The organism is Ruegeria sp. HKCCD7221 (assembly GCF_013031225.1).
Taxonomy (GTDB): Bacteria; Pseudomonadota; Alphaproteobacteria; order Rhodobacterales; family Rhodobacteraceae; genus Ruegeria.
The window spans coordinates 51,237-68,876 of sequence record NZ_WPZE01000004.1 but is presented as its reverse complement, the minus strand read 5'-3'; the positions used below and the strand labels follow the sequence as shown (position 1 = coordinate 68,876).

At 57.2% G+C, this 17,640-nt stretch carries 17 protein-coding genes and 1 riboswitch; of the genes, 3 read left to right on the top strand and 14 right to left on the bottom strand.

The genetic code is table 11. The features are described from left to right. Positions 1-73: 73 nt before the first annotated feature. The 12 genes from GOX73_RS11440 to miaB form a co-directional block, all read right to left on the bottom strand. Positions 74-1,759 (bottom strand): tryptophan halogenase family protein, encoded by a 1,686-nt coding sequence (locus GOX73_RS11440; RefSeq protein ID WP_171125793.1) that lies wholly within the window; start codon positions 1,757-1,759, stop codon positions 74-76. A gap of 238 nt (positions 1,760-1,997) precedes the next feature. Further along, positions 1,998-2,513, bottom strand: a complete 516-nt coding sequence (locus GOX73_RS11435) for a hypothetical protein (RefSeq protein ID WP_171125795.1) — start codon at positions 2,511-2,513, stop codon at positions 1,998-2,000. Positions 2,514-2,619: 106 nt separating this feature from the next. Beyond that, positions 2,620-3,237, bottom strand: coding sequence for a (d)CMP kinase (gene cmk / locus GOX73_RS11430; protein WP_171121780.1), 618 nt, complete (start codon positions 3,235-3,237; stop codon positions 2,620-2,622). Then, entirely contained in the window at positions 3,234-4,580 is a 1,347-nt protein-coding gene (gene aroA, locus GOX73_RS11425) for a 3-phosphoshikimate 1-carboxyvinyltransferase (protein WP_171125797.1), read from the bottom strand. Before aroA ends, cmk begins: the two co-directional genes overlap by 4 nt. A gap of 69 nt (positions 4,581-4,649) precedes the next feature. Beyond that, entirely contained in the window at positions 4,650-5,360 is a 711-nt protein-coding gene (locus GOX73_RS11420) for a tRNA (guanosine(46)-N(7))-methyltransferase TrmB (RefSeq protein ID WP_171125798.1), read from the bottom strand. A 126-nt stretch (positions 5,361-5,486) separates the two neighbouring features. Beyond that, the gene (gene metK / locus GOX73_RS11415) at positions 5,487-6,668 is read right to left on the bottom strand and encodes a methionine adenosyltransferase (protein WP_171125800.1); all 1,182 of its coding nucleotides are present in this window, start codon (positions 6,666-6,668) and stop codon (positions 5,487-5,489) included. 5 nt (positions 6,669-6,673) lie between these two features. Continuing rightward, a riboswitch (SAM-SAH riboswitch) is annotated at positions 6,674-6,722 on the bottom strand. 42 nt (positions 6,723-6,764) lie between these two features. Beyond that, positions 6,765-8,261: an apolipoprotein N-acyltransferase gene (lnt, locus tag GOX73_RS11410; RefSeq protein WP_171125802.1), complete on the bottom strand. Its 1,497-nt coding sequence runs from the start codon at positions 8,259-8,261 to the stop codon at positions 6,765-6,767. Continuing rightward, a complete protein-coding gene (locus tag GOX73_RS11405) occupies positions 8,258-9,145 on the bottom strand; it encodes a hemolysin family protein (RefSeq protein WP_171125804.1) in 888 nt (295 codons plus the stop codon). Before GOX73_RS11405 ends, lnt begins: the two co-directional genes overlap by 4 nt. Positions 9,146-9,182: 37 nt before the next feature. After that, complete coding sequence (gene ybeY / locus GOX73_RS11400) at positions 9,183-9,677, bottom strand: rRNA maturation RNase YbeY (RefSeq protein ID WP_171125806.1); 495 nt, start codon at positions 9,675-9,677, stop codon at positions 9,183-9,185. A gap of 36 nt (positions 9,678-9,713) precedes the next feature. Continuing rightward, a complete protein-coding gene (locus tag GOX73_RS11395; RefSeq protein WP_171121773.1) occupies positions 9,714-10,736 on the bottom strand; it encodes a PhoH family protein in 1,023 nt (340 codons plus the stop codon). Between the two features lie 160 nt (positions 10,737-10,896). Beyond that, complete coding sequence (locus GOX73_RS11390; protein WP_171125807.1) at positions 10,897-11,661, bottom strand: outer membrane beta-barrel protein; 765 nt, start codon at positions 11,659-11,661, stop codon at positions 10,897-10,899. Positions 11,662-11,840: 179 nt separating this feature from the next. Further along, a complete protein-coding gene (gene miaB / locus GOX73_RS11385) occupies positions 11,841-13,160 on the bottom strand; it encodes a tRNA (N6-isopentenyl adenosine(37)-C2)-methylthiotransferase MiaB (protein ID WP_171125809.1) in 1,320 nt (439 codons plus the stop codon). A 60-nt stretch (positions 13,161-13,220) separates the two neighbouring features. Here miaB and GOX73_RS11380 point away from each other — a divergent pair, with 60 nt between their 5' ends. Continuing rightward, on the top strand, positions 13,221-14,144 hold the full coding sequence (locus GOX73_RS11380; RefSeq protein ID WP_371808593.1) for a hypothetical protein: 924 nt from the start codon (positions 13,221-13,223) through the stop codon (positions 14,142-14,144). Between the two features lie 9 nt (positions 14,145-14,153). On the opposite strand, the gene GOX73_RS11375 is transcribed toward GOX73_RS11380, so the two are convergent. Together GOX73_RS11375 and irrA are read right to left on the bottom strand one after the other, a co-directional pair. Further along, the gene (locus GOX73_RS11375) at positions 14,154-14,948 is read right to left on the bottom strand and encodes a phytanoyl-CoA dioxygenase family protein (RefSeq protein ID WP_171125813.1); all 795 of its coding nucleotides are present in this window, start codon (positions 14,946-14,948) and stop codon (positions 14,154-14,156) included. A gap of 313 nt (positions 14,949-15,261) precedes the next feature. Next, complete coding sequence (gene irrA / locus GOX73_RS11370) at positions 15,262-15,678, bottom strand: iron response transcriptional regulator IrrA (protein WP_171121768.1); 417 nt, start codon at positions 15,676-15,678, stop codon at positions 15,262-15,264. Positions 15,679-15,867: 189 nt separating this feature from the next. Here irrA and fabA point away from each other — a divergent pair, with 189 nt between their 5' ends. Further along, positions 15,868-16,377 carry a bifunctional 3-hydroxydecanoyl-ACP dehydratase/trans-2-decenoyl-ACP isomerase gene (gene fabA, locus GOX73_RS11365; protein WP_170326986.1) on the top strand — a complete coding sequence of 170 codons (510 nt, stop codon included), beginning with the start codon at positions 15,868-15,870 and terminating at the stop codon, positions 16,375-16,377. Positions 16,378-16,408: 31 nt separating this feature from the next. Next, on the top strand, positions 16,409-17,638 hold the full coding sequence (gene fabB, locus GOX73_RS11360; protein ID WP_171125815.1) for a beta-ketoacyl-ACP synthase I: 1,230 nt from the start codon (positions 16,409-16,411) through the stop codon (positions 17,636-17,638). Positions 17,639-17,640: the final 2 nt, after the last annotated feature.

The following is a 17,640-nucleotide window of genomic DNA, read 5'->3' as shown; positions in this document are numbered from 1 at the left end:
TATAACCTGCAATACCTGCCGACAAACGGCCCAGCGGCCGGGCGAATTTCACCGCCCGGCTCACAGGCAATTTCTAGAACAACTGCAAATCCTTTGCGCCGCTCTGGATTTCAGCGAAGTTGGGCATGTTCTGAACGGCCACCGGCGCAGGTTTCGCACCCGGCATCGCAACCGTCGGCTTCGCAGCCACCGCTTTGCCAAAGGCGGGCTTTTCCAGCTCTCCTCGGATATCGCGCAACAGGGTCTTGTGATCCGGCATAGATTTGAGAATCTGCGCAAGGTCCACTTTCGCGCCCTTCCACCACTGGAACCAGATCGGCTTTTTCAAAGGCCGCACCCGATCACGAATGCCTGTGCCATAGCCTGTATCGTAGACTTGCTTGCCCAACAGCACCGTCTGGTAAACGCGGTGATCAAACAGCGTCGCGAACTCAACATCGTGCTGCATCGGCAAGCGGTGCTGCCACAGCTCGAGGTTCTCGGCCAACCGGTCGGGTATTTTCATCTCGGTCCGGGCATCGATCCAATATTGATCATCCGTGCGGTTACCCAAGCGATAGTGCAGACAGATGAATTCGAGCACCTCGTCATAAAGCTTGTCCATCTGTCGGTTGTACCGCGCCCGCAAAGACGGTTCGATCGCCTGCGTCGGCAGATGTTCGGCGAACCAGCGCACCGCGTGGTCGATCATATGAATCGCGGTGCTTTCCAACGGCTCGATAAACCCACCGGACAATCCGATGGCCACGCAGTTCTTGACCCATGCATTGCGCACCCGTCCAACCCGCATTGGGATCACACGCGGCGTCAAACCTTTGCCGCTGTCGCTCAGCCATTCAAGATATTCATCCGCCGCCTGATCATCCGTGCGATGCGCCGAGGAATACACATAGCCCGTGCCTACACGATTGAACAATGGAACCCGCCACGTCCAACCAGCCCCCAGCGCCGTAGACCGCGTGGCGCTTTCGATCTTTTCGGGGTCAGGATGTTCGACCTGCAAGGCCATGGCCCGGTCATTGGGCAGGTAGTCCGAATAATCCATGAACGGCTCACCCAGAGCCTGATTAATGATCAGCCCCCGGAACCCGGTGCAATCCACAACCATCTCGATATCGTGGCGGCCTTTGCGCTCCAGCATCAGATGGCTGACATTGCCCTGCTCGTCCAGTTCGACCGATTGGACCTCATCCTGAATATGCTCAACCCCGCGCTTGGTGCAGACCTTCGTCAACATCCCCGCGAATTTCACAGCGTCCAGGTGGTATGCAAAGCCGAACCGTTGTTCGAATTCCGGTGCACCCAGTGGCCGCGCGCCTTTGCACATACGAGCCAGATCATCGTGCGGCGAGATTGATTGCGTAAAGTCCCGATCCCCGTTGCCAAAGCGCAGGAAATATTCGGCCGCCTCCAGCCCTTCCAGCATCTGGCCATGAGCAAAAGGGTTCATATAGTCGATGCGGTTGCCCTTGGCGTCGTTGTTCCAGTTACAGAACTTCACACCCAGTTTAAACGACGCGTTTGTCTCGCGGAAAAAGTCCCGCTCGGCAATCCCCGCCTGCCGGAGCGTAACCGGCATGCGCGGCACGGTAGCCTCTCCCACCCCCACCGTCGAAATATTCGGGCTTTCGATCAGGCAGATGCGCGGTCGGTCCTTTGGCGCTGACGTGCGAGAAAACACCATCTCAAGGATCAGCGCGGTCATCCAACCTGCGGTGCCGCCGCCCACAATAGTGATTTTACGCAAACGGTTGTTCATTTAGCTCTCCCCCTCAATATTTCAGGGGACTATACCAGCTTTCCGATACCTCGCTAGGGCCTAGGCCTCCTTGGTTGTCAGCATGTTCAAAGCTGTGACAATCCGTGAAGATTCCCCCATCCCATCACCGCTATGACACCGGCTAAACTCATCAAAGTTGCCCCGGTTTCAACCGTTTTTGCGGGCTGGCAACTATTGGCAATCCCAGCGTTACGAATAGTGCAAATCCCTAGTTGGATTAGATTTCCTCGCCCTTCTTAAGCAGCTCATCAATCAGCTCACGCTGAAGATCCTGGCTGTCGCCCCCTCCGAATTCGGCAGCGCCGCCTGAATACAGGGTGCCATACGTCTTGGCGATATTCACGGTTTGGGCCAGCCCCGAAATCAGTTGGTCCTTATCTAGTTTGGACAGGGGGTGAATGAATGCGGCCCACAACGTGCCGTTGGCAATGGCATAGCGCGCGTCCAGAGTGCTGTCGAAATTCGCCTGCATCATGCGTTGAAGGTCCGCAGCCGACAAATCAGCGGCGCTGCTGATGGAAACCATCGCCCGCATCCGATCCGCGTTGATATCCGTGATCACCAAAACCGAAACATCCGACACGGTCATTTGGAAACCCGGCCCTTGGGGTTGCGCGTCCGGATCCAGCGCAAAAATTATCTTCCCAAGACGCTCATAGGTCATGGGTGGCTCGGCTTCTTGCGCAGCCAGACTTCCAGCCAGAAAAATCAGAGCTAAGGTCAATCGGATCATGGTATCGCTCCTGCGGATTACCAATCCACCCTACGCAGCCCTGAGGCGACTGACCAAACAAAGCTTGGTGAGGAGCGTTCCCAAAATCGTGAGAGCCACCAAGGTTCTAAAACACCTTGCGTTTGGCGTCTTCAACTATGGCAATCGCCTCGGCCAACGCCGCTTCGATACTCAGATTCGATGTATCCAGCAGCACAGCATCCTCCGCAGGTTTCATCGGGGCCGTGCTGCGCTCGGCATCGCGGGCGTCGCGTTCACGGACATCTTGCAGAACCTGCGCGCGGGTTGTGTCGGACCCATTAGCGCTGAGTTCCAGATACCGCCGCTCTGCCCGAACCTCGGCGCTGGCGGTGACAAACAGCTTAACCTCAGCCTCGGGGCAGATCACCGTCCCGATATCGCGCCCGTCCAGAACGGCGCCTCCGGGGCGGGTTGCGAAACTGCGCTGAAAGTCCACAAGTGCCGACCTAACCTCAGGGATCACAGCGACCTTTGACGCGGCCTGAGCGATTTCGGCGGTGCGTAGATCGCCCTGCCCTAACTCTTCAGCAGTTAAAGCCTGAGCGGCTGCGACCGGTTCCATCCCGTCAAGTGTCCGGCGGCCAACCGCACGGTACAGTAGGCCGGTGTCCAGATGCGCGAACCCGAAATGAGCCGAAACCCCTTTCGAAATCGTCCCCTTCCCCGCCGCTGCAGGCCCGTCTATGGCAACCGTGAAGCTCACGTGCGGTCCACCTTGGCACCCAGTGCCGCCATCAGCGGTTCAAAGATCGGGAACGAGGTCGCGATCGGGCCGCCATCATCGACCGAGACCGGCGTTTTTGCGCCCATGCCCATCACCATGAAGGACATGGCGATACGGTGATCCAGAAAGCTCTCGCAGGTGCCGCCGCCGGGGACGTTGCCGATGCCCAGCCCCTCGACCGACCACCAGTCCTCGCCCTCATCCACGGTCACGCCATTGGCGCGCAGACCACGGGCCATGGCGTCGATCCGGTCGCTTTCCTTGACCCGCAGCTCTTTCACGCCGCCCATCATCGTGGTGCCAGTGGCATTGGCCGCGACCACGGACAGCACCGGATATTCGTCGATCATCGAGGCCGCACGTTCCGGCGGCACATTGATGCCCTTCATATTTGGTGAGTATTTCGCGCGTAGATCGGCAACAGGCTCGCCGCCCTCTTCACGCTCGTTCTCATAGGTCAGGTCTGCGCCCATCTCCCGCAGCGTGGTAAAGAGGCCCGCCCGGGTCGGGTTCAGGCCAATACCCGGCACCAACACATCCGAGCCGGGCGTGATCAGCGCCGCGCAAACTGGAAAGGCAGCGCTGGACGGATCACGCGGCACGGCAATCACCTGCGGTTTCAACTCAGGACGACCGGTCAGAGTGATCACCCGGCCTTCATCCGTATCTTCAACGGTAATCTCTGCACCGAACCCGGCCAGCATCCGTTCGGAATGGTCACGGGTGGCCTCTTTCTCGATCACCACGGTTTTGCCCGGCGCATTCAGACCTGCTAGCAGCACGGCGGATTTCACTTGCGCCGACGGAACGGGAACCTCATAGCGCACCGGAACAGGTTCAGCCGCGCCGACGATGGTCATCGGCAAACGTCCGCCCGAGCGTCCAACGGCCTGCGCCCCGAACAGAGCCAACGGATCCGTCACTCGCGCCATGGGGCGTTTGTTCAGGCTCGCGTCGCCAGTAAACGTCGCGCTAATCGGACAAGTCGCCATCGCACCCATGATCAGTCGCACACCCGTGCCCGAGTTGCCGCAATCGATCACCTGATCAGGTTCAGCAAAGCCGCCGACACCCACGCCATGCACCGTCCATTCACCGCCACCGTGATCTGTCACCTCGGCCCCAAAGGCGCGCATGGCCTTGGCAGTATCCAGAACGTCCTCACCTTCCAGCAGACCGGAGATCTTCGTCTCACCCACCGCCATCGCACCCAAAATCAGCGAACGGTGCGAGATCGACTTGTCGCCGGGCACCTCTGCCGTACCGGTCAACGGGCCGCAGGGATGCGAGGTCATCGGGATGGGCGTACCGTGTCCGGACATGGGGGCTCCTGTTTTCGCTATCAGTGCCTTAGCCGCTTAGCGAATTGGGGCCAGATGGTCCAGCGACAATCAGCCCTTGCGGCGGAAGGTCAGGTAATGGGGCACGCGTCCCTCGCGCAGGGCCTTTTGTTCATAGCGGGTGGAAATCCAATCGCCCCAAGGCTCACGCCAATCGGTAGGACCCTCGGCCAACCACTCAAAACCCGCGCGTGGCACTTCCTCAAGCGTCTGGCGGACATAATCAGGAATGTCCGTCGCCACCCGAAAGATTGAACCCGGCTTCAAGGCGCGGGCAAGTGGCTCCAGATGTTCTTGCGTCACAAAGCGGCGGCGGTGGTGCCGCGTTTTGGGCCATGGGTCGGGATAGAGAAGGAAGGCGCGCGAGATACTGGCCTCTGGCAACACGTCAAACAGATCACGTGCATCGCCGGGATGAACGGCGAGGTTCTCAACCCCCGCCTGCCGGATTTTGCCCAGCAACATCGCGACGCCGTTGATGTAGGGCTCGGCACCTATAATACCGATACCGGGGTTGCAGGCAGCCTGATGCACCAGATGCTCACCGCCGCCAAAACCGACCTCAAGCCAAACATCCCGTCCGCCAAACAGCGCCTGCAGATCCAGCGGCGCGCGTTCGGGGTTACTCTCCCAATCGACCGCGCCGGGGGACAACGCATCGAGGTCTTCACTTAGATACGTCTTTTGACTGGGCTTCAGGGTCTTGCCCTTGAAGCGGCCGTAAAAGTTTCTGCGGGGGCGTTGGGGTGTCTGGTTGCTCATGGGCGAAGCCCATACTGTGCAGACACCACGGACACAAGAGGGCGGCCCGGTCCACTCAACAGACCCGCCGCCCCCAAAAAGCATCAGAATAGAGCGCGCCCGTTAGGGCGCACCTTTGGATAACAATCAGACAGCCGATTTCAGGGCGTCCACCAGATCGGTGCGTTCCCAACTGAAACCGCCATCCGCGTCGGGTTCACGGCCAAAGTGGCCATAAGCCGCCGTGCGCTGGTAGATCGGCTTGTTCATCCGCAGGTGCTGGCGAATGCCGCGCGGCGTCAGGTCCATCACCTGACCGACGGCTTTTTCGATCTCGGCATCCGAAATCTGCCCAGTACCATGCGTATCCGCATAGATCGACAAAGGCTTGGATACGCCAATCGCATAGCTGAGCTGAATCGTGCAGCGTTCCGCCATGCCCGCGGCCACCACGTTCTTGGCCAGATAGCGTGCAGCGTAAGCAGCCGAACGGTCCACCTTGGTTGGGTCTTTGCCCGAGAACGCACCGCCGCCATGAGGCGCGGCACCGCCATAGGTGTCCACGATGATTTTGCGCCCGGTCAGGCCCGCATCGCCATCGGGGCCGCCGATCACAAATTTGCCGGTGGGATTCACATGCCATTCTGTGTCGGCCGACAGCCAGCCATCGGGTAGAGTTTCGGTTATGTAGGGCTCAACAATCGCGCGGATATCGTCCGAGGACAGCGCCTCATCCAGATGCTGTGTCGACAGCACGACCGAGCTGACGCCCACAGGCTTGCCGTCACGGTACACGACGGACAGTTGCGATTTCGCGTCCGGACCCAGCGCGGGCTCGGTGCCGTTTTTGCGAACCTCGGCCAGACGGCGCAGGATCGCGTGGGAGTACTGGATCGGGGCTGGCATCAGCGCAGGGGTTTCAGTCGTGGCATAACCAAACATGATCCCCTGATCGCCCGCGCCCTCGTCCTTGTCGCCCGAGGCATCAACACCTTGCGCAATATGCGCGGATTGTTCGTGCAGCAGGTTCGTCACCTCGACGGTTTCATGGTGAAACTTGTCCTGCTCATAGCCGATATCCTTGATACAAGCGCGCGCGATCTCGTCGATACGGCCCATGTAATCGTGCAGTTTTTCCTGATCAGACAGACCTACTTCTCCGCCGATGACAACGCGGTCAGTCGTTGCGAAGGTTTCGCACGCGACGCGCGCTTCGGGTTCTTCATTCAGAAAAGCGTCTAGGACGGCATCGGAAATCCGGTCACAAACCTTATCCGGGTGCCCTTCGGATACGGATTCCGAAGTGAAAGTGTAGTTCTGTCGGGACATGAAAGTGCTCCATTACGATTTCCCCATCACGCCAGGAAGCCGTTGTGACAGGCATTCGATGGGATACGCCCGCAAAATCATCGGGTCAATCCGAAATTACGCGCCCTCTCTCCGAGCGTTGCGCCAAAGCAGCGCAAGCGCTCCGACCAGCAGCAAAAAGATGGGTATGTCACCAATCCTTGAATAAAGTGTGACCGCAAAAGGCTTTGGCAGGTTTGCATCGACATACCCGGCCTCACCCAAAGCAAGCGACCGAGTGATGCGGCCCAGCGGGTCAATCATTGCCGACACCCCGGTATTGGCTGACCGCATCATGGGCAATCCCTGCTCAATGGCCCGCATCTGGGCTTGTGCAAGATGTTGGTAAGGGCCTGATCGCGTTCCAAACCACGCATCGTTGGTAATCTGCAACAAGAAATCGGCACGTCCCGGAGCGGACAGAACATCCTGGGTAAAGACCGCTTCGTAGCAAATCAAAGGCAGTGCCTTACCCAGCGCACCCGCATCCATCAAGGCAGCGCCCGGCCCAGCGCTGAACCCGCTGCCCGTGGTTGCAGCCATGCCATAGATACCAATTCGCGCCATGAGGTCGCCAAGCGGCACGTACTCTCCGAACGGGGCAAGGTGATGTTTATCGTACAGCCCTTGTTGTTGACCGTCCTCGTTCAGGTAGATCATCGAGTTGTAGATCCGAGGCCCGTCCCCGCGTTGAATACCCAAAAAGACCGGCGTCCCCTGTGCCGCATCCACGACAACATCCAGATAAGGTTGCGCGCTACCCAACCAAGCCGGCACCGAGGTTTCCGGCCAGACTATCAAATCGGGTTTTGGCTGCGCGGCCGTGAACTCAATCTGACGCGCAAAAAACAGCGGTGCATAGTCCGGGTCCCATTTCTGGTGTTGCGGCGCGTTGGGCTGAATTAAGCGTACGATATGCCCCGTTTCGGTAACATCAGGCCGAAAAGCAGCATAACCAACGGCCAAGCACACCACTCCCACAGACAAGCACGCAGGCAACGCAAACGAGGATCGTTGCGTCAGAGCGGCTCCCATAGGCAATGTTGCCAACAGCGTCAGAGCGCCTACCCCATATGGACCAACCAGCGCCAAAACCTGAGCGAAGGGCGTGGCGACCCAAATCTGCGCCAACCCAGCCCATGGAAATCCGGTCAGTACGTAGCCGCGCGCGCACTCTGCCAAGGATATCGCGATGGCCAGAAACACAGCCTGACCAACTGCGCCTTGTCCCGGGCGGCGCGCCAACCAAAAAGCCAGCGCCCAGAACAGCGCCAGCCCTCCGGCCATGAACACAAGCGCAAAGGGTGCCATCCAGGCATGACGTTCCGCGTCCACAAGGAACGGTTCAATGATCCAACTTAACGCATGAGCGAAATAGCCCGTCGCAAAGGCCCACCCCAGCCAAGCCGCCTGTGCCCGCGTTTCCGTTGCCAAGTACAGGGGCGCCAAAGCAAGTAACGCTGCAATGGATGCAGCCCAAAACCCGAATGGCGCCAGACCAAACGCAGTTACCGCGCCCAATATGAACGCCAACACTAGCCTTAACCAAATAGGCAAGCCCTGGGCAGGGTTCATGCAACGATATCCGGCAACATGACACGCAAGCGTTTGATCCTGCGCGGATCGGCATCCAAGACTTCGAACTCTGGCCCCTCGGGGTGCAGAACAACTTCGCCACGTGCAGGGACACGCCCCGACAGCATAAAGACCAAACCGCCCAGCGTGTCGATCTCTTCTTCGTCGACATCCTCGTGGCTGGTCAACGAGCGCCCGATCTCGGCTTCAAATTCTTCAAGCGGGACACGGGCCTGAACCACATAGCAACCCGGTTTCTCTTCAACCCAGAGCTGGCTTTCGTCGGCGTCATGTTCATCGGCAATCTCACCGACCACCTGTTCAATCAGGTCCTCGATCGTCAGCAATCCGTCAACGCCGCCATACTCGTCTATCACAAGCGCCATGTGCCGGCGTTCCGTCTGCATTTTGGTCAACAAGACCCCAATCGGCATTGACGGCGGCACAAACAACAGGGTCCGCAGCATCGAAACCAGATCAAATTCAGAGGACGTTCCGTTGAACCCATGCGTCAGGGCAAAATCCTTGAGGTGAACAAACCCAAGCGGTGTATCAAGCGTCCCCTCGTATACCGGTATCCGCGACAGCCCGCTGTCACGAAAAACCTGCGCCAATTCGTCTTTGGTGATGGTCGAGGATACAGACACGATCTCTGCCGTTGGGATGGCCACATCTTCGACGCGCATACGCCGCAGGTTGATCATGCCCCGTGGCTGGCTCTTGTCGGCCTCGTGTCCGTTGGCCGCAGCAACCTCTTCGACGTTCTGCGTCGAGAACGCGTCCACTATTCGAGAAAAGAAACCCGTTTTCTCTCTTATGTCATTGTCGCCGTCCTTTGGTTGCGCGCCCTGCGCCGCCATAGAACTGCCGTCTGTATCGCCCATTTTCCCATTCCAAATGATCGGCCCGAATGGGCCCGTATTAAACTATATATGGGTTATCAATACCCAGTTTGCCAAGTATCTCGACCTCGACACCCTCCATCAAAGTGGCGTCGGGGTCACGAACGTGATCGTATCCCAGCAAATGCAATGTTCCGTGAACAAGCAGATGTGTCACGTGATCTTCGAAAGGTTTCCCCGCCTCATTGGCTTCGCGTGCGCAGGTATCATAGGAAATTGCGATGTCGCCCAGTGCGATTTCTCCGGTGAAATCCGGGCTTGGACAAGCGGGTTCCTGACCCGCGATCTCAGCCGCCAGATCATCGGCTGGCCAGCTCAGAACATTGGTCGGAGCGGGTTTTTCGCGAAATTCCGCGTTCAACTCGGCGATGCGAGTGTCGCCGCAGGCAAGAAGGCTTATTTCACACAATTCGGAATCCACGCCCTGATGGGCCAGCACAGCGGTCACAGCGCGCGTGGCCAAGGGCTCTACCCCCTGCCAGCGCATGTCCTCAACCGTTAGCTCAAGATTCATTGTGTCTCTTCCAAAGTCCCCGCAGGGCCTTTGAAACTATCCGGTTTCACGACCCGAGTCAGCCTCATACGCTTCGATAATCGCAGCGACAAGCGGGTGCCGCACCACATCCTTCGAGGTGAAATAGTTGAAGCTGATGTTCGGGATCGTCTTCAGCAAACGCTCGGCATCGGCAAGCCCCGATTGGACCCCGCGCGGCAGATCGACCTGCGATCGGTCGCCCGTAATTACCATCCGGCTGCCTTCGCCCAACCGGGTCAGGAACATTTTCATCTGCATGGTCGTGGCGTTCTGCGCCTCGTCCAGAACAACAAAGGCATTCGCCAGCGTTCGACCGCGCATAAAAGCAAGCGGAGCAATTTCGATTCGTTTTTCTTCGATCAGCTTGGCCAATTGCTTGCCGGGAAGAAAGTCGTTCAGCGCATCATAAAGCGGCTGCATATACGGATCGACCTTGTCCTTCATGTCACCGGGCAAATATCCCAACTTCTCACCCGCTTCGACCGCAGGACGGCTGAGGATGATGCGGTCCACATGGCCGCCAATGAACATCGACACGCCCACCGCGACGGCCAGATAGGTTTTACCTGTCCCTGCCGGACCGATCCCAAAGGCCAGTTCGTTATTGAACAGGGATTGCACATAAGCCTTTTGCGCATCGGTACGCGGTTCAACCAGCTTTTTGCGGGTCTTGATCTCAACCGTGCCACCTTTGAACATTTCAAGCTGGTCACCGTCGCGGCTTCCGGTGCCTTTTTCAGATCCGCCCATACGAAGTTCGCGATCCACATCTGCTGCTTCGACCTCGCGCCCACCCTCAAGGCGGGTGTAGAGGGCCTGAAGGACCTCAATTGCCTGTTTCTGGGCATCTTCCTCGCCCATCACAACCAACTGGTTTCCGCGTCGCACGATCTGAACGGATAATTTATGCTCAATATCAGTCAGATTGCGGTCATATTCGCCGCACAGATCAATCAACAACCGGTTGTCTGGGAATTCAACAAACGCCTCACGCTGGGGCATTTCATTTTGCGGTGGGTTCAGGGCACCGATGGCCAATACGTTCTCCTGTCTTGGCGTTTCACCTTGAGCGTAGACAACAACTCTTGGTGGGTGCAAGTCACAGTTTCAATTTTTCCGTAACTGATGTCGAAACCGCCGATCACAGTCCGGTTTGAAAACCCGCGCAGGCATAAAAAACTGGCAAAAAGCCGGTTGTTCAGAACCGGTAATTCAAGCCAAATCGCAAACCCCGATACCGCGGTGTCGACTTGGTGGAAAATCCATTTTCAAAGACGATGTCCTTGGAATCAAACTGAACGTATTCATATTCGCCTGTAATCGACCAATTGGCGTTCAAATTGTGTTCCGCACCAATGCTGGCGGAAAACCCGTTACGCGAGTCGCTTTCTGCAAAGCTTTGAACCGTAGGCCCAAGAGACAAGCTGTTCGTGGTTTCAACGTCACCGTTCACATAACCCACCGAGAGGAAATACAACACCGTGCCGCTTTTGTTGGTAAGGCCATTTCGGAAGCGAATCGACACAACGTCCGAGACTTCGGATCCACCGTCCACAGTGATGCCCCCGATTTGCGTTGTGACATCATCATCCAGCGAACCGAAGTCATATCCGATTTCAAACCCGTAGACATAGTCGCGGCCTTGCTTGGCCGGTAGAATACCCCGCCATCCTGCCCGTACACCACCATAGGAACCGCTTAGATCCAATTCACCGATCGCAAATGTATCGGTGGGCGTTGTCAGGCCAAAGCGATCCGTTCCACTGGTCGCGTATCCGCCGGTCAAGCCAAGATAAAACGCACTGACGTCGCTGTCGAAACGCTTGGGGCTGACGATGGGAGGATCTGAAACACCTTCTTCAAGGTTGCCAGCCGTTACCGCGCCGGAAAGAAACACAAATGCAACCAAAGCAGAAAGTGGCAGTTTGAATTTGAGTATATTGATAAGATTCAAAACCTTCACTCGCACTCTCCATGGCCACGCCCTTGATACTGGGCGACGCAAAAACGACCTCAGGGACGGCTAGAGCCGTATACCCCTAAAAAATATGACTTTTCTCGGAACATAGTTCCAAGTCATAAATCAAGGGTAAATTTTTCCATAAGATTCAACCATGACGCAACGACACGAAAAATGTCGCGTCAAAGCAACCTGCCAGCCAGCGAATTCGAGCCTGAGCTGGTGATGCGCACGTCTCTCAACTCACCCACCTCGACATCGGCATCCGAGACGTGAACCGAATGAAGATACTCGGATTTTCCGACCATCTGCCCGGGCAGACGGCCGGGTTTCTCAAACAGCACGCGGACATTTCGCCCGACCATCGCATCCTGAATTTCGCGCTGGTGCCGCGTGATCATGGCCTGCAAACGCTGTAGGCGGTCATCCGCCACCTCAGGATCAACCTGAGACCGTTCGGCGGCAGGGGTTCCGGGGCGCGTGGAATACTTGAACGAATACGCATATCCGTATCTGACCTGCTCGACCAAATCCAACGTGGCCTGAAAGTCCTCGTCTGTCTCCTCGGGGAAGCCCACGATGAAATCGCCTGACATCATGATATCAGGCCGCGCTGCGCGGATGCGTTCGATCAGGCGCAGATAGCTTTCGGCGGTATGACTGCGGTTCATCCGCTTCAAAATCTGATCCGAGCCTGACTGCACCGGCAGATGCAGGTAGGGCATCAGCTTGTCGCAAGTTCCATGCGCCTCGATCAGGTCATCGGCCATGTCGTTGGGGTGCGAGGTGGTGAACCGGATGCGCTCCAGCCCATCAACCTTGTTCAATTCCCAGATCAGACCCGCCAGCGTCATGTCCCCATTGGGCCCCGCACCGTGATAGGCGTTAACGTTCTGACCCAGCAGAGTGATTTCGCGCACGCCACGTTCAACCAGATCCTGCGCTTCGCGAATGATGCGGTCGGCTGGACGGCTGACTTCGGCCCCGCGGGTATATGGCACCACACAGAAGGCGCAGAACTTGTCGCAACCTTCCTGTACAGTCAGAAACGCCGTCGGGCCGCGCTTGGCCTTGGGGCGGTTTTTCAATTTCTCGAACTTGTCTTCCTCGGGGAAATCCGTGTCTAGCGCCTTGGCACCTTCGCGGGTCTTGGCTTCCATCTCTGGAAGACGGTGATAGCTCTGCGGTCCCACCACCAAATCGACCAGAGGTTGCCGGCGCATGATCTCTTCGCCCTCAGCTTGCGCAACACAGCCTGCGACGCCGATCTTCAGATCAGGCTTTTCCGCCTTCAGTCCCTTGAAACGGCCCAGTTCGGAATAGACCTTTTCAGCCGCCTTTTCACGGATGTGGCAGGTGTTCAGCAGAATCATATCTGCATCGTCAGGCGTCTTTGTTTCGACATAGCCCTGACCGCCCATTGTCTCGGCCATACGCTCGCTGTCGTAGACGTTCATCTGACAACCATAGGTCTTGATGTACAGCTTTTTGGGTTCCGACATGGGTGTAGCCTTTGCGTTCGCGGGATCGACGTCGTCTATACTTTACGAACGCCGCTTGCAATGCCCGCGCGATTACCCGATTTTGGCCAAAAACTCCAGTTGGATGAAATCAGACGGGCGATGCAGTACAACTCCCTCAACTCTTTCCTGCGAACCGGCGCGAAGGCCCTCATGAAAGGCCCAGTCGCACTGATTTTTGCCGAAGACGATGTTGAGGTCGATGGCACAATTCAGCACCACCTGAACCTGGGCTTCAAATCTCTTGTCGTGTTCATGCCGCAGGAGTTTTCTCTGGACCCTGCCCTTGCCGACCGTATCCACCGCGTCACTTTGACATGCGCACCGCGCACAACCGTCTTTGAGGCGATCAACAAGGTCATGAAAGCCGCGCCGGATGTTTGGATGTATTATTGCTATAACACCGAGTACCTGTTTTTTCCGTTTTGTGAGACACGGACGATCGGCGAATTGCTAGCCTTCCATTCGGAAGAGCGCCGTAATTCCATGCTATGCCATGTCGTTGATCTTTACGCGGATGATCTGACGGCTGCGCCCAACGGCGTAGCCCCCGATCGTGCCCTGCTGGACAAGACCGGTTATTATGCCCACACCCGCTACGACGCCGACGGCCATCCGTTGGAGCGTCAGTTGGACATGTCCGGTGGCCTGCGGTGGCGGTTCGAAGACCAGATCCCTTACGAACGCCGTCGCATCGACCGGATCGCCATATTCAAAACGCAGCCGAGATTGGAACTCAGACCCGATCACACGTTCAACGAGCCCGAATATAATACCTATTCCTGCCCGTGGCATCACAACCTGACCGCTGCCATCTGCTCGTTTCGCGCGGCAAAGGCGTTGAAAATCAACGCTGGTTCAAACAGCAATATCCAGTGCTTTCGCTGGAGCAACTCGACCCCGTTTCAGTGGTCGTCGCGACAATTGCTGGACTTGGGGTTGATCGAAACCGGTCAGTGGTTTTGATTCGAACGCCTAACGTCTGAGAAGAATCGGGAACCAATCCTCTCGCAGCCGCTGTCCGGGCTGCATGTCATGCCCCGGAAACGGAGGAGATGTGCGACCCGGGCGTTCGACATAGCGCGCATCGTCACCAACAAGGCGCAATGAAAAGGCGCGGCGACGACTGTCTGAATGATTGCCCCGCGCACCGTGCAGGGTTCGGTAATTGAAGGCAACGGCGTCACCCGGCGCCATCTCATACTCGACGACCTTCATGCCCTCTGCGTCGGGGTCAGGGACTTGGATGTACTGCCCCTCATCGGGAAAGAACCCTTCTTCGGAAACCCAGCGAGTCGGCAGAACCTCTTTCTTCCACCGGTGCGATCCGGCGACGCACCTCAGCGTTGCTTGTGACACGGGGTCCAGCGGCGACCAGAAACTGATGGTTTGCTGACCTTCGACAAAATAATACGGCCCGTCCTGATGCCATGGAGTTGCCATCGACGTGCCCGGCTCTTTTACCAGAACGTGATCGTGAAACATCTGAACAGTCTGAGACTGCATCAGATCCGCCGCGACTTCGGCCACGGGCGAATTGTGGACGACCTTCTGAAATTGTTCGATCCGCGACCAGTTGCAGTAATCGTCAAAAAACAGCCCCGTTTCACCCTGCTTTTTGTTATCCGACGCATATGGGCCGGGATCAGCGATGTTGACCTCAATCCCATCGCGCAGGGTGTCGACGTAGTCCGCAAACAAACCTTTAATCAGAATCACACCGTCGCGCTGATAGGCGTCAATCATGTCTTGCGTAACCAAAGGGTGCATCTATTCTGTCTCCGTTCCGGTGGTTCGTCGATCTGCGCATGGATCAAACCTTGGTTCAAATCATATCTTTCGAATTTGGACTTAATTTCCTTTTTGGTTTCCCCGGCTTCAGAGCGTATATCTTTGCGCGATTGGCAGACATGGCAGCTTGCCATCAGCGGCCCGGCATTTCTTGGGGTAAATATGAAAATCGGGCAAAACACGATGGTCGCGCAAGGAGCTGCCTCGTTGGAGATTCAACGCGACACGTCACACAGCCGCTGGACCCGTTTACGGGTAAGGCGTTGTGATTACTTACAATTACTGAGAAAGGTTACTTCTTCCGCAGGCGGATCACGACGTCCACCGAAGCTATTTCCACGCCTTCGGGCGCTTCGGGAAGACGTTGAATCACCAGTTCTTCTGATGGTGCATCGCTCAGGCGGCCCTCATCCTCCCAGAAAAAGTGGGGATGGTCATGGGTGTTCGTGTCGAAATAGCTTTTCGACCCGTCCACTGTAATTTCCTGCAAAACGCCCGCATCGCAGAAGGCGCGCAATGTGTTGTAAACGGTTGCCAAAGATACGGCATCACCGTTCTTTTTGGCTGATTCAAAAAGGCTCTCTGCGGTCACATGGCGATGACGTCCATCGCCCACCAGCAACTCGGCCAGCGCCACCCGCTGACGCGTCGGACGCAATCCGGCGTGAACCAACCAATTCGTGGCGATGTTCTGGCTTTCAGGTGTCATCAATCCGATACCTTCGTTGTACTTAGGTATATATAAGTGCTGTGGTCAGGTAATTTCAAATGAAATTCATTCGCAAAGAATAGTCTGAACACAACATGATGTGGACCACCGCTCTTGCAGGACCTTGCATACGGGTGCTAGACGAGGCCAGATTAGATAAACGGACCCCTGGCAGGAGAGGCGGCAAGAATGGCCCAATTCCCGAGCAGCTTTGACAAGGACGATCTGCTGAAATGCGCCCGTGGCGAATTATTCGGCCCCGGTAACGCGCAGTTGCCTGCCCCACCTATGCTGATGATGGACCGGATCACCGATATCTCGGCCGATGGCGGCGCGCATGGCAAAGGCCACGTTCTGGCCGAATTCGATATCACGCCTGATCTGTGGTTCTTTGACTGCCACTTCCCCGGCAATCCGATCATGCCCGGCTGTCTGGGGCTGGACGGGCTGTGGCAATTGACAGGCTTCAACCTGGGCTGGCGCGGCTGGCAGGGGCGCGGCATGGCCGTGGGCGTGGGCGAGGTCAAGCTGACCGGCATGGTACGTCCTGACCGCAAGATGCTGACCTACAAAATAGACTTCAAAAAAGCGATCCAGACACGGCGCCTGACCATGGGTGTTGCGGATGGGATTGTCGAAGCGGACGGTGAAATGATCTACGACGTCAAAGATATGAAAGTCGTATTATCTGAAGCCTAAGCCTGACAGGGCCGAAATAAGGAGCACGCAAATGCGTCGAGTAGTTGTCACCGGCTTGGGGGTCGTGTCCTCCATCGGGAACAATGCCGAAGAGGTTCTGGCCTCACTCAAAGCTGGCAAGTCCGGCATCGAGGCCAATGACCAGATGGTTGAACACGGCTTTCGCAGCCAGATCGCCGGGTCGCTCAAGATCGACGTGACCGAGCATGTCGACAAGCGCACTCTGCGGTTTATGGGGCCCGGCGCGGCCTATGCGCATATCGCCATGTCGCAGGCCATTGCTGACGCAGGCCTGACCGAAGATCAGGTCGAGAACCCGCGCACAGGTCTTGTCGCAGGATCAGGTGGCCCGTCGACCAGTGCAATGCTGACGGCGCATCAGACTGTTCTGAAAAACGGCGCGACCAAGCGGATCGGTCCCTTCGCCGTTCCCAAATGCATGTGCTCGACCATCTCGGCCAACCTTGCGACGGCGTTCAAGATCAAGGGCATCAACTACTCGATCACATCGGCCTGCTCGACCTCGTTGCACTGCATCGGCAACGCGGCGGAACAGATCATGCTGGGCAAACAAGACGTCATGTTTGCCGGCGGCGGTGAAGAACTGGACTGGACCCTGTCCTGCCTGTTCGACGCGATGGGCGCGATGTCGTCGAAATACAACGACACGCCGACCAAAGCCTCGCGCGCGTTCGATCAGGATCGCGATGGTTTCGTGATCTCGGGCGGCGGCGGTATCGTCGTGCTGGAAGATCTGGATCACGCTCTGGCCCGCGGCGCAAAAATCTATGCCGAGGTCACAGGTTATGCAGCAACCTCTGATGGTCACGACATGGTTGCCCCGTCCGGCGAAGGCGGCGAACGCGCCATGCGTCTGGCCTTGGGCACCCTCCCCGAGGGTCGGAAGGTCGGCTATATCAACGCACATGGAACCTCGACCCCTGTCGGTGACGTGGGCGAGGTCGAAGCCGTGCGAAGAATCTTTGGCGAAGGCAATGTGCCTCCGATTTCATCGACCAAGTCGATGACCGGCCACGCGCAGGGGGCGGCTGGCGCACTCGAGGCAATTTTCTGCCTGCTGATGTTGCACCATGACTTCATTACGCCGTCGATCAATGTCGACACACTTGCCGAAGGCATCCTGCCCGGTGAAATTGCAACACAAGTGATTGAAAATGCAGGTTTGGACAGTGTGATGACCAACAGCTTCGGCTTTGGCGGCACGAACGGGTCCATGGTTCTGTCCAAGTATAACGGGTGAAT

What these genes read in the sequence shown, in the direction of transcription:
- GOX73_RS11440 (WP_171125793.1), bottom strand. Translation starts at nt 1,759, where the DNA reads ATGAACAACCGTTTGCGTAAAATCACTATTGTGGGCGGCGGCACCGCA.
- GOX73_RS11435 (WP_171125795.1), bottom strand. Translation starts at nt 2,513, where the DNA reads ATGATCCGATTGACCTTAGCTCTGATTTTTCTGGCTGGAAGTCTGGCT.
- aroA (WP_171125797.1), bottom strand. Translation starts at nt 4,580, where the DNA reads ATGTCCGGACACGGTACGCCCATCCCGATGACCTCGCATCCCTGCGGC.
- GOX73_RS11420 (WP_171125798.1), bottom strand. Translation starts at nt 5,360, where the DNA reads ATGAGCAACCAGACACCCCAACGCCCCCGCAGAAACTTTTACGGCCGC.
- metK (WP_171125800.1), bottom strand. Translation starts at nt 6,668, where the DNA reads ATGTCCCGACAGAACTACACTTTCACTTCGGAATCCGTATCCGAAGGG.
- lnt (WP_171125802.1), bottom strand. Translation starts at nt 8,261, where the DNA reads ATGAACCCTGCCCAGGGCTTGCCTATTTGGTTAAGGCTAGTGTTGGCG.
- GOX73_RS11405 (WP_171125804.1), bottom strand. Translation starts at nt 9,145, where the DNA reads ATGGGCGATACAGACGGCAGTTCTATGGCGGCGCAGGGCGCGCAACCA.
- ybeY (WP_171125806.1), bottom strand. Translation starts at nt 9,677, where the DNA reads ATGAATCTTGAGCTAACGGTTGAGGACATGCGCTGGCAGGGGGTAGAG.
- miaB (WP_171125809.1), bottom strand. Translation starts at nt 13,160, where the DNA reads ATGTCGGAACCCAAAAAGCTGTACATCAAGACCTATGGTTGTCAGATG.
- GOX73_RS11380 (WP_371808593.1), top strand. Translation starts at nt 13,221, where the DNA reads ATGCCCGCGCGATTACCCGATTTTGGCCAAAAACTCCAGTTGGATGAA.
- GOX73_RS11375 (WP_171125813.1), bottom strand. Translation starts at nt 14,948, where the DNA reads ATGCACCCTTTGGTTACGCAAGACATGATTGACGCCTATCAGCGCGAC.
- irrA (WP_171121768.1), bottom strand. Translation starts at nt 15,678, where the DNA reads ATGACACCTGAAAGCCAGAACATCGCCACGAATTGGTTGGTTCACGCC.
- fabA (WP_170326986.1), top strand. Translation starts at nt 15,868, where the DNA reads ATGGCCCAATTCCCGAGCAGCTTTGACAAGGACGATCTGCTGAAATGC.
- fabB (WP_171125815.1), top strand. Translation starts at nt 16,409, where the DNA reads ATGCGTCGAGTAGTTGTCACCGGCTTGGGGGTCGTGTCCTCCATCGGG.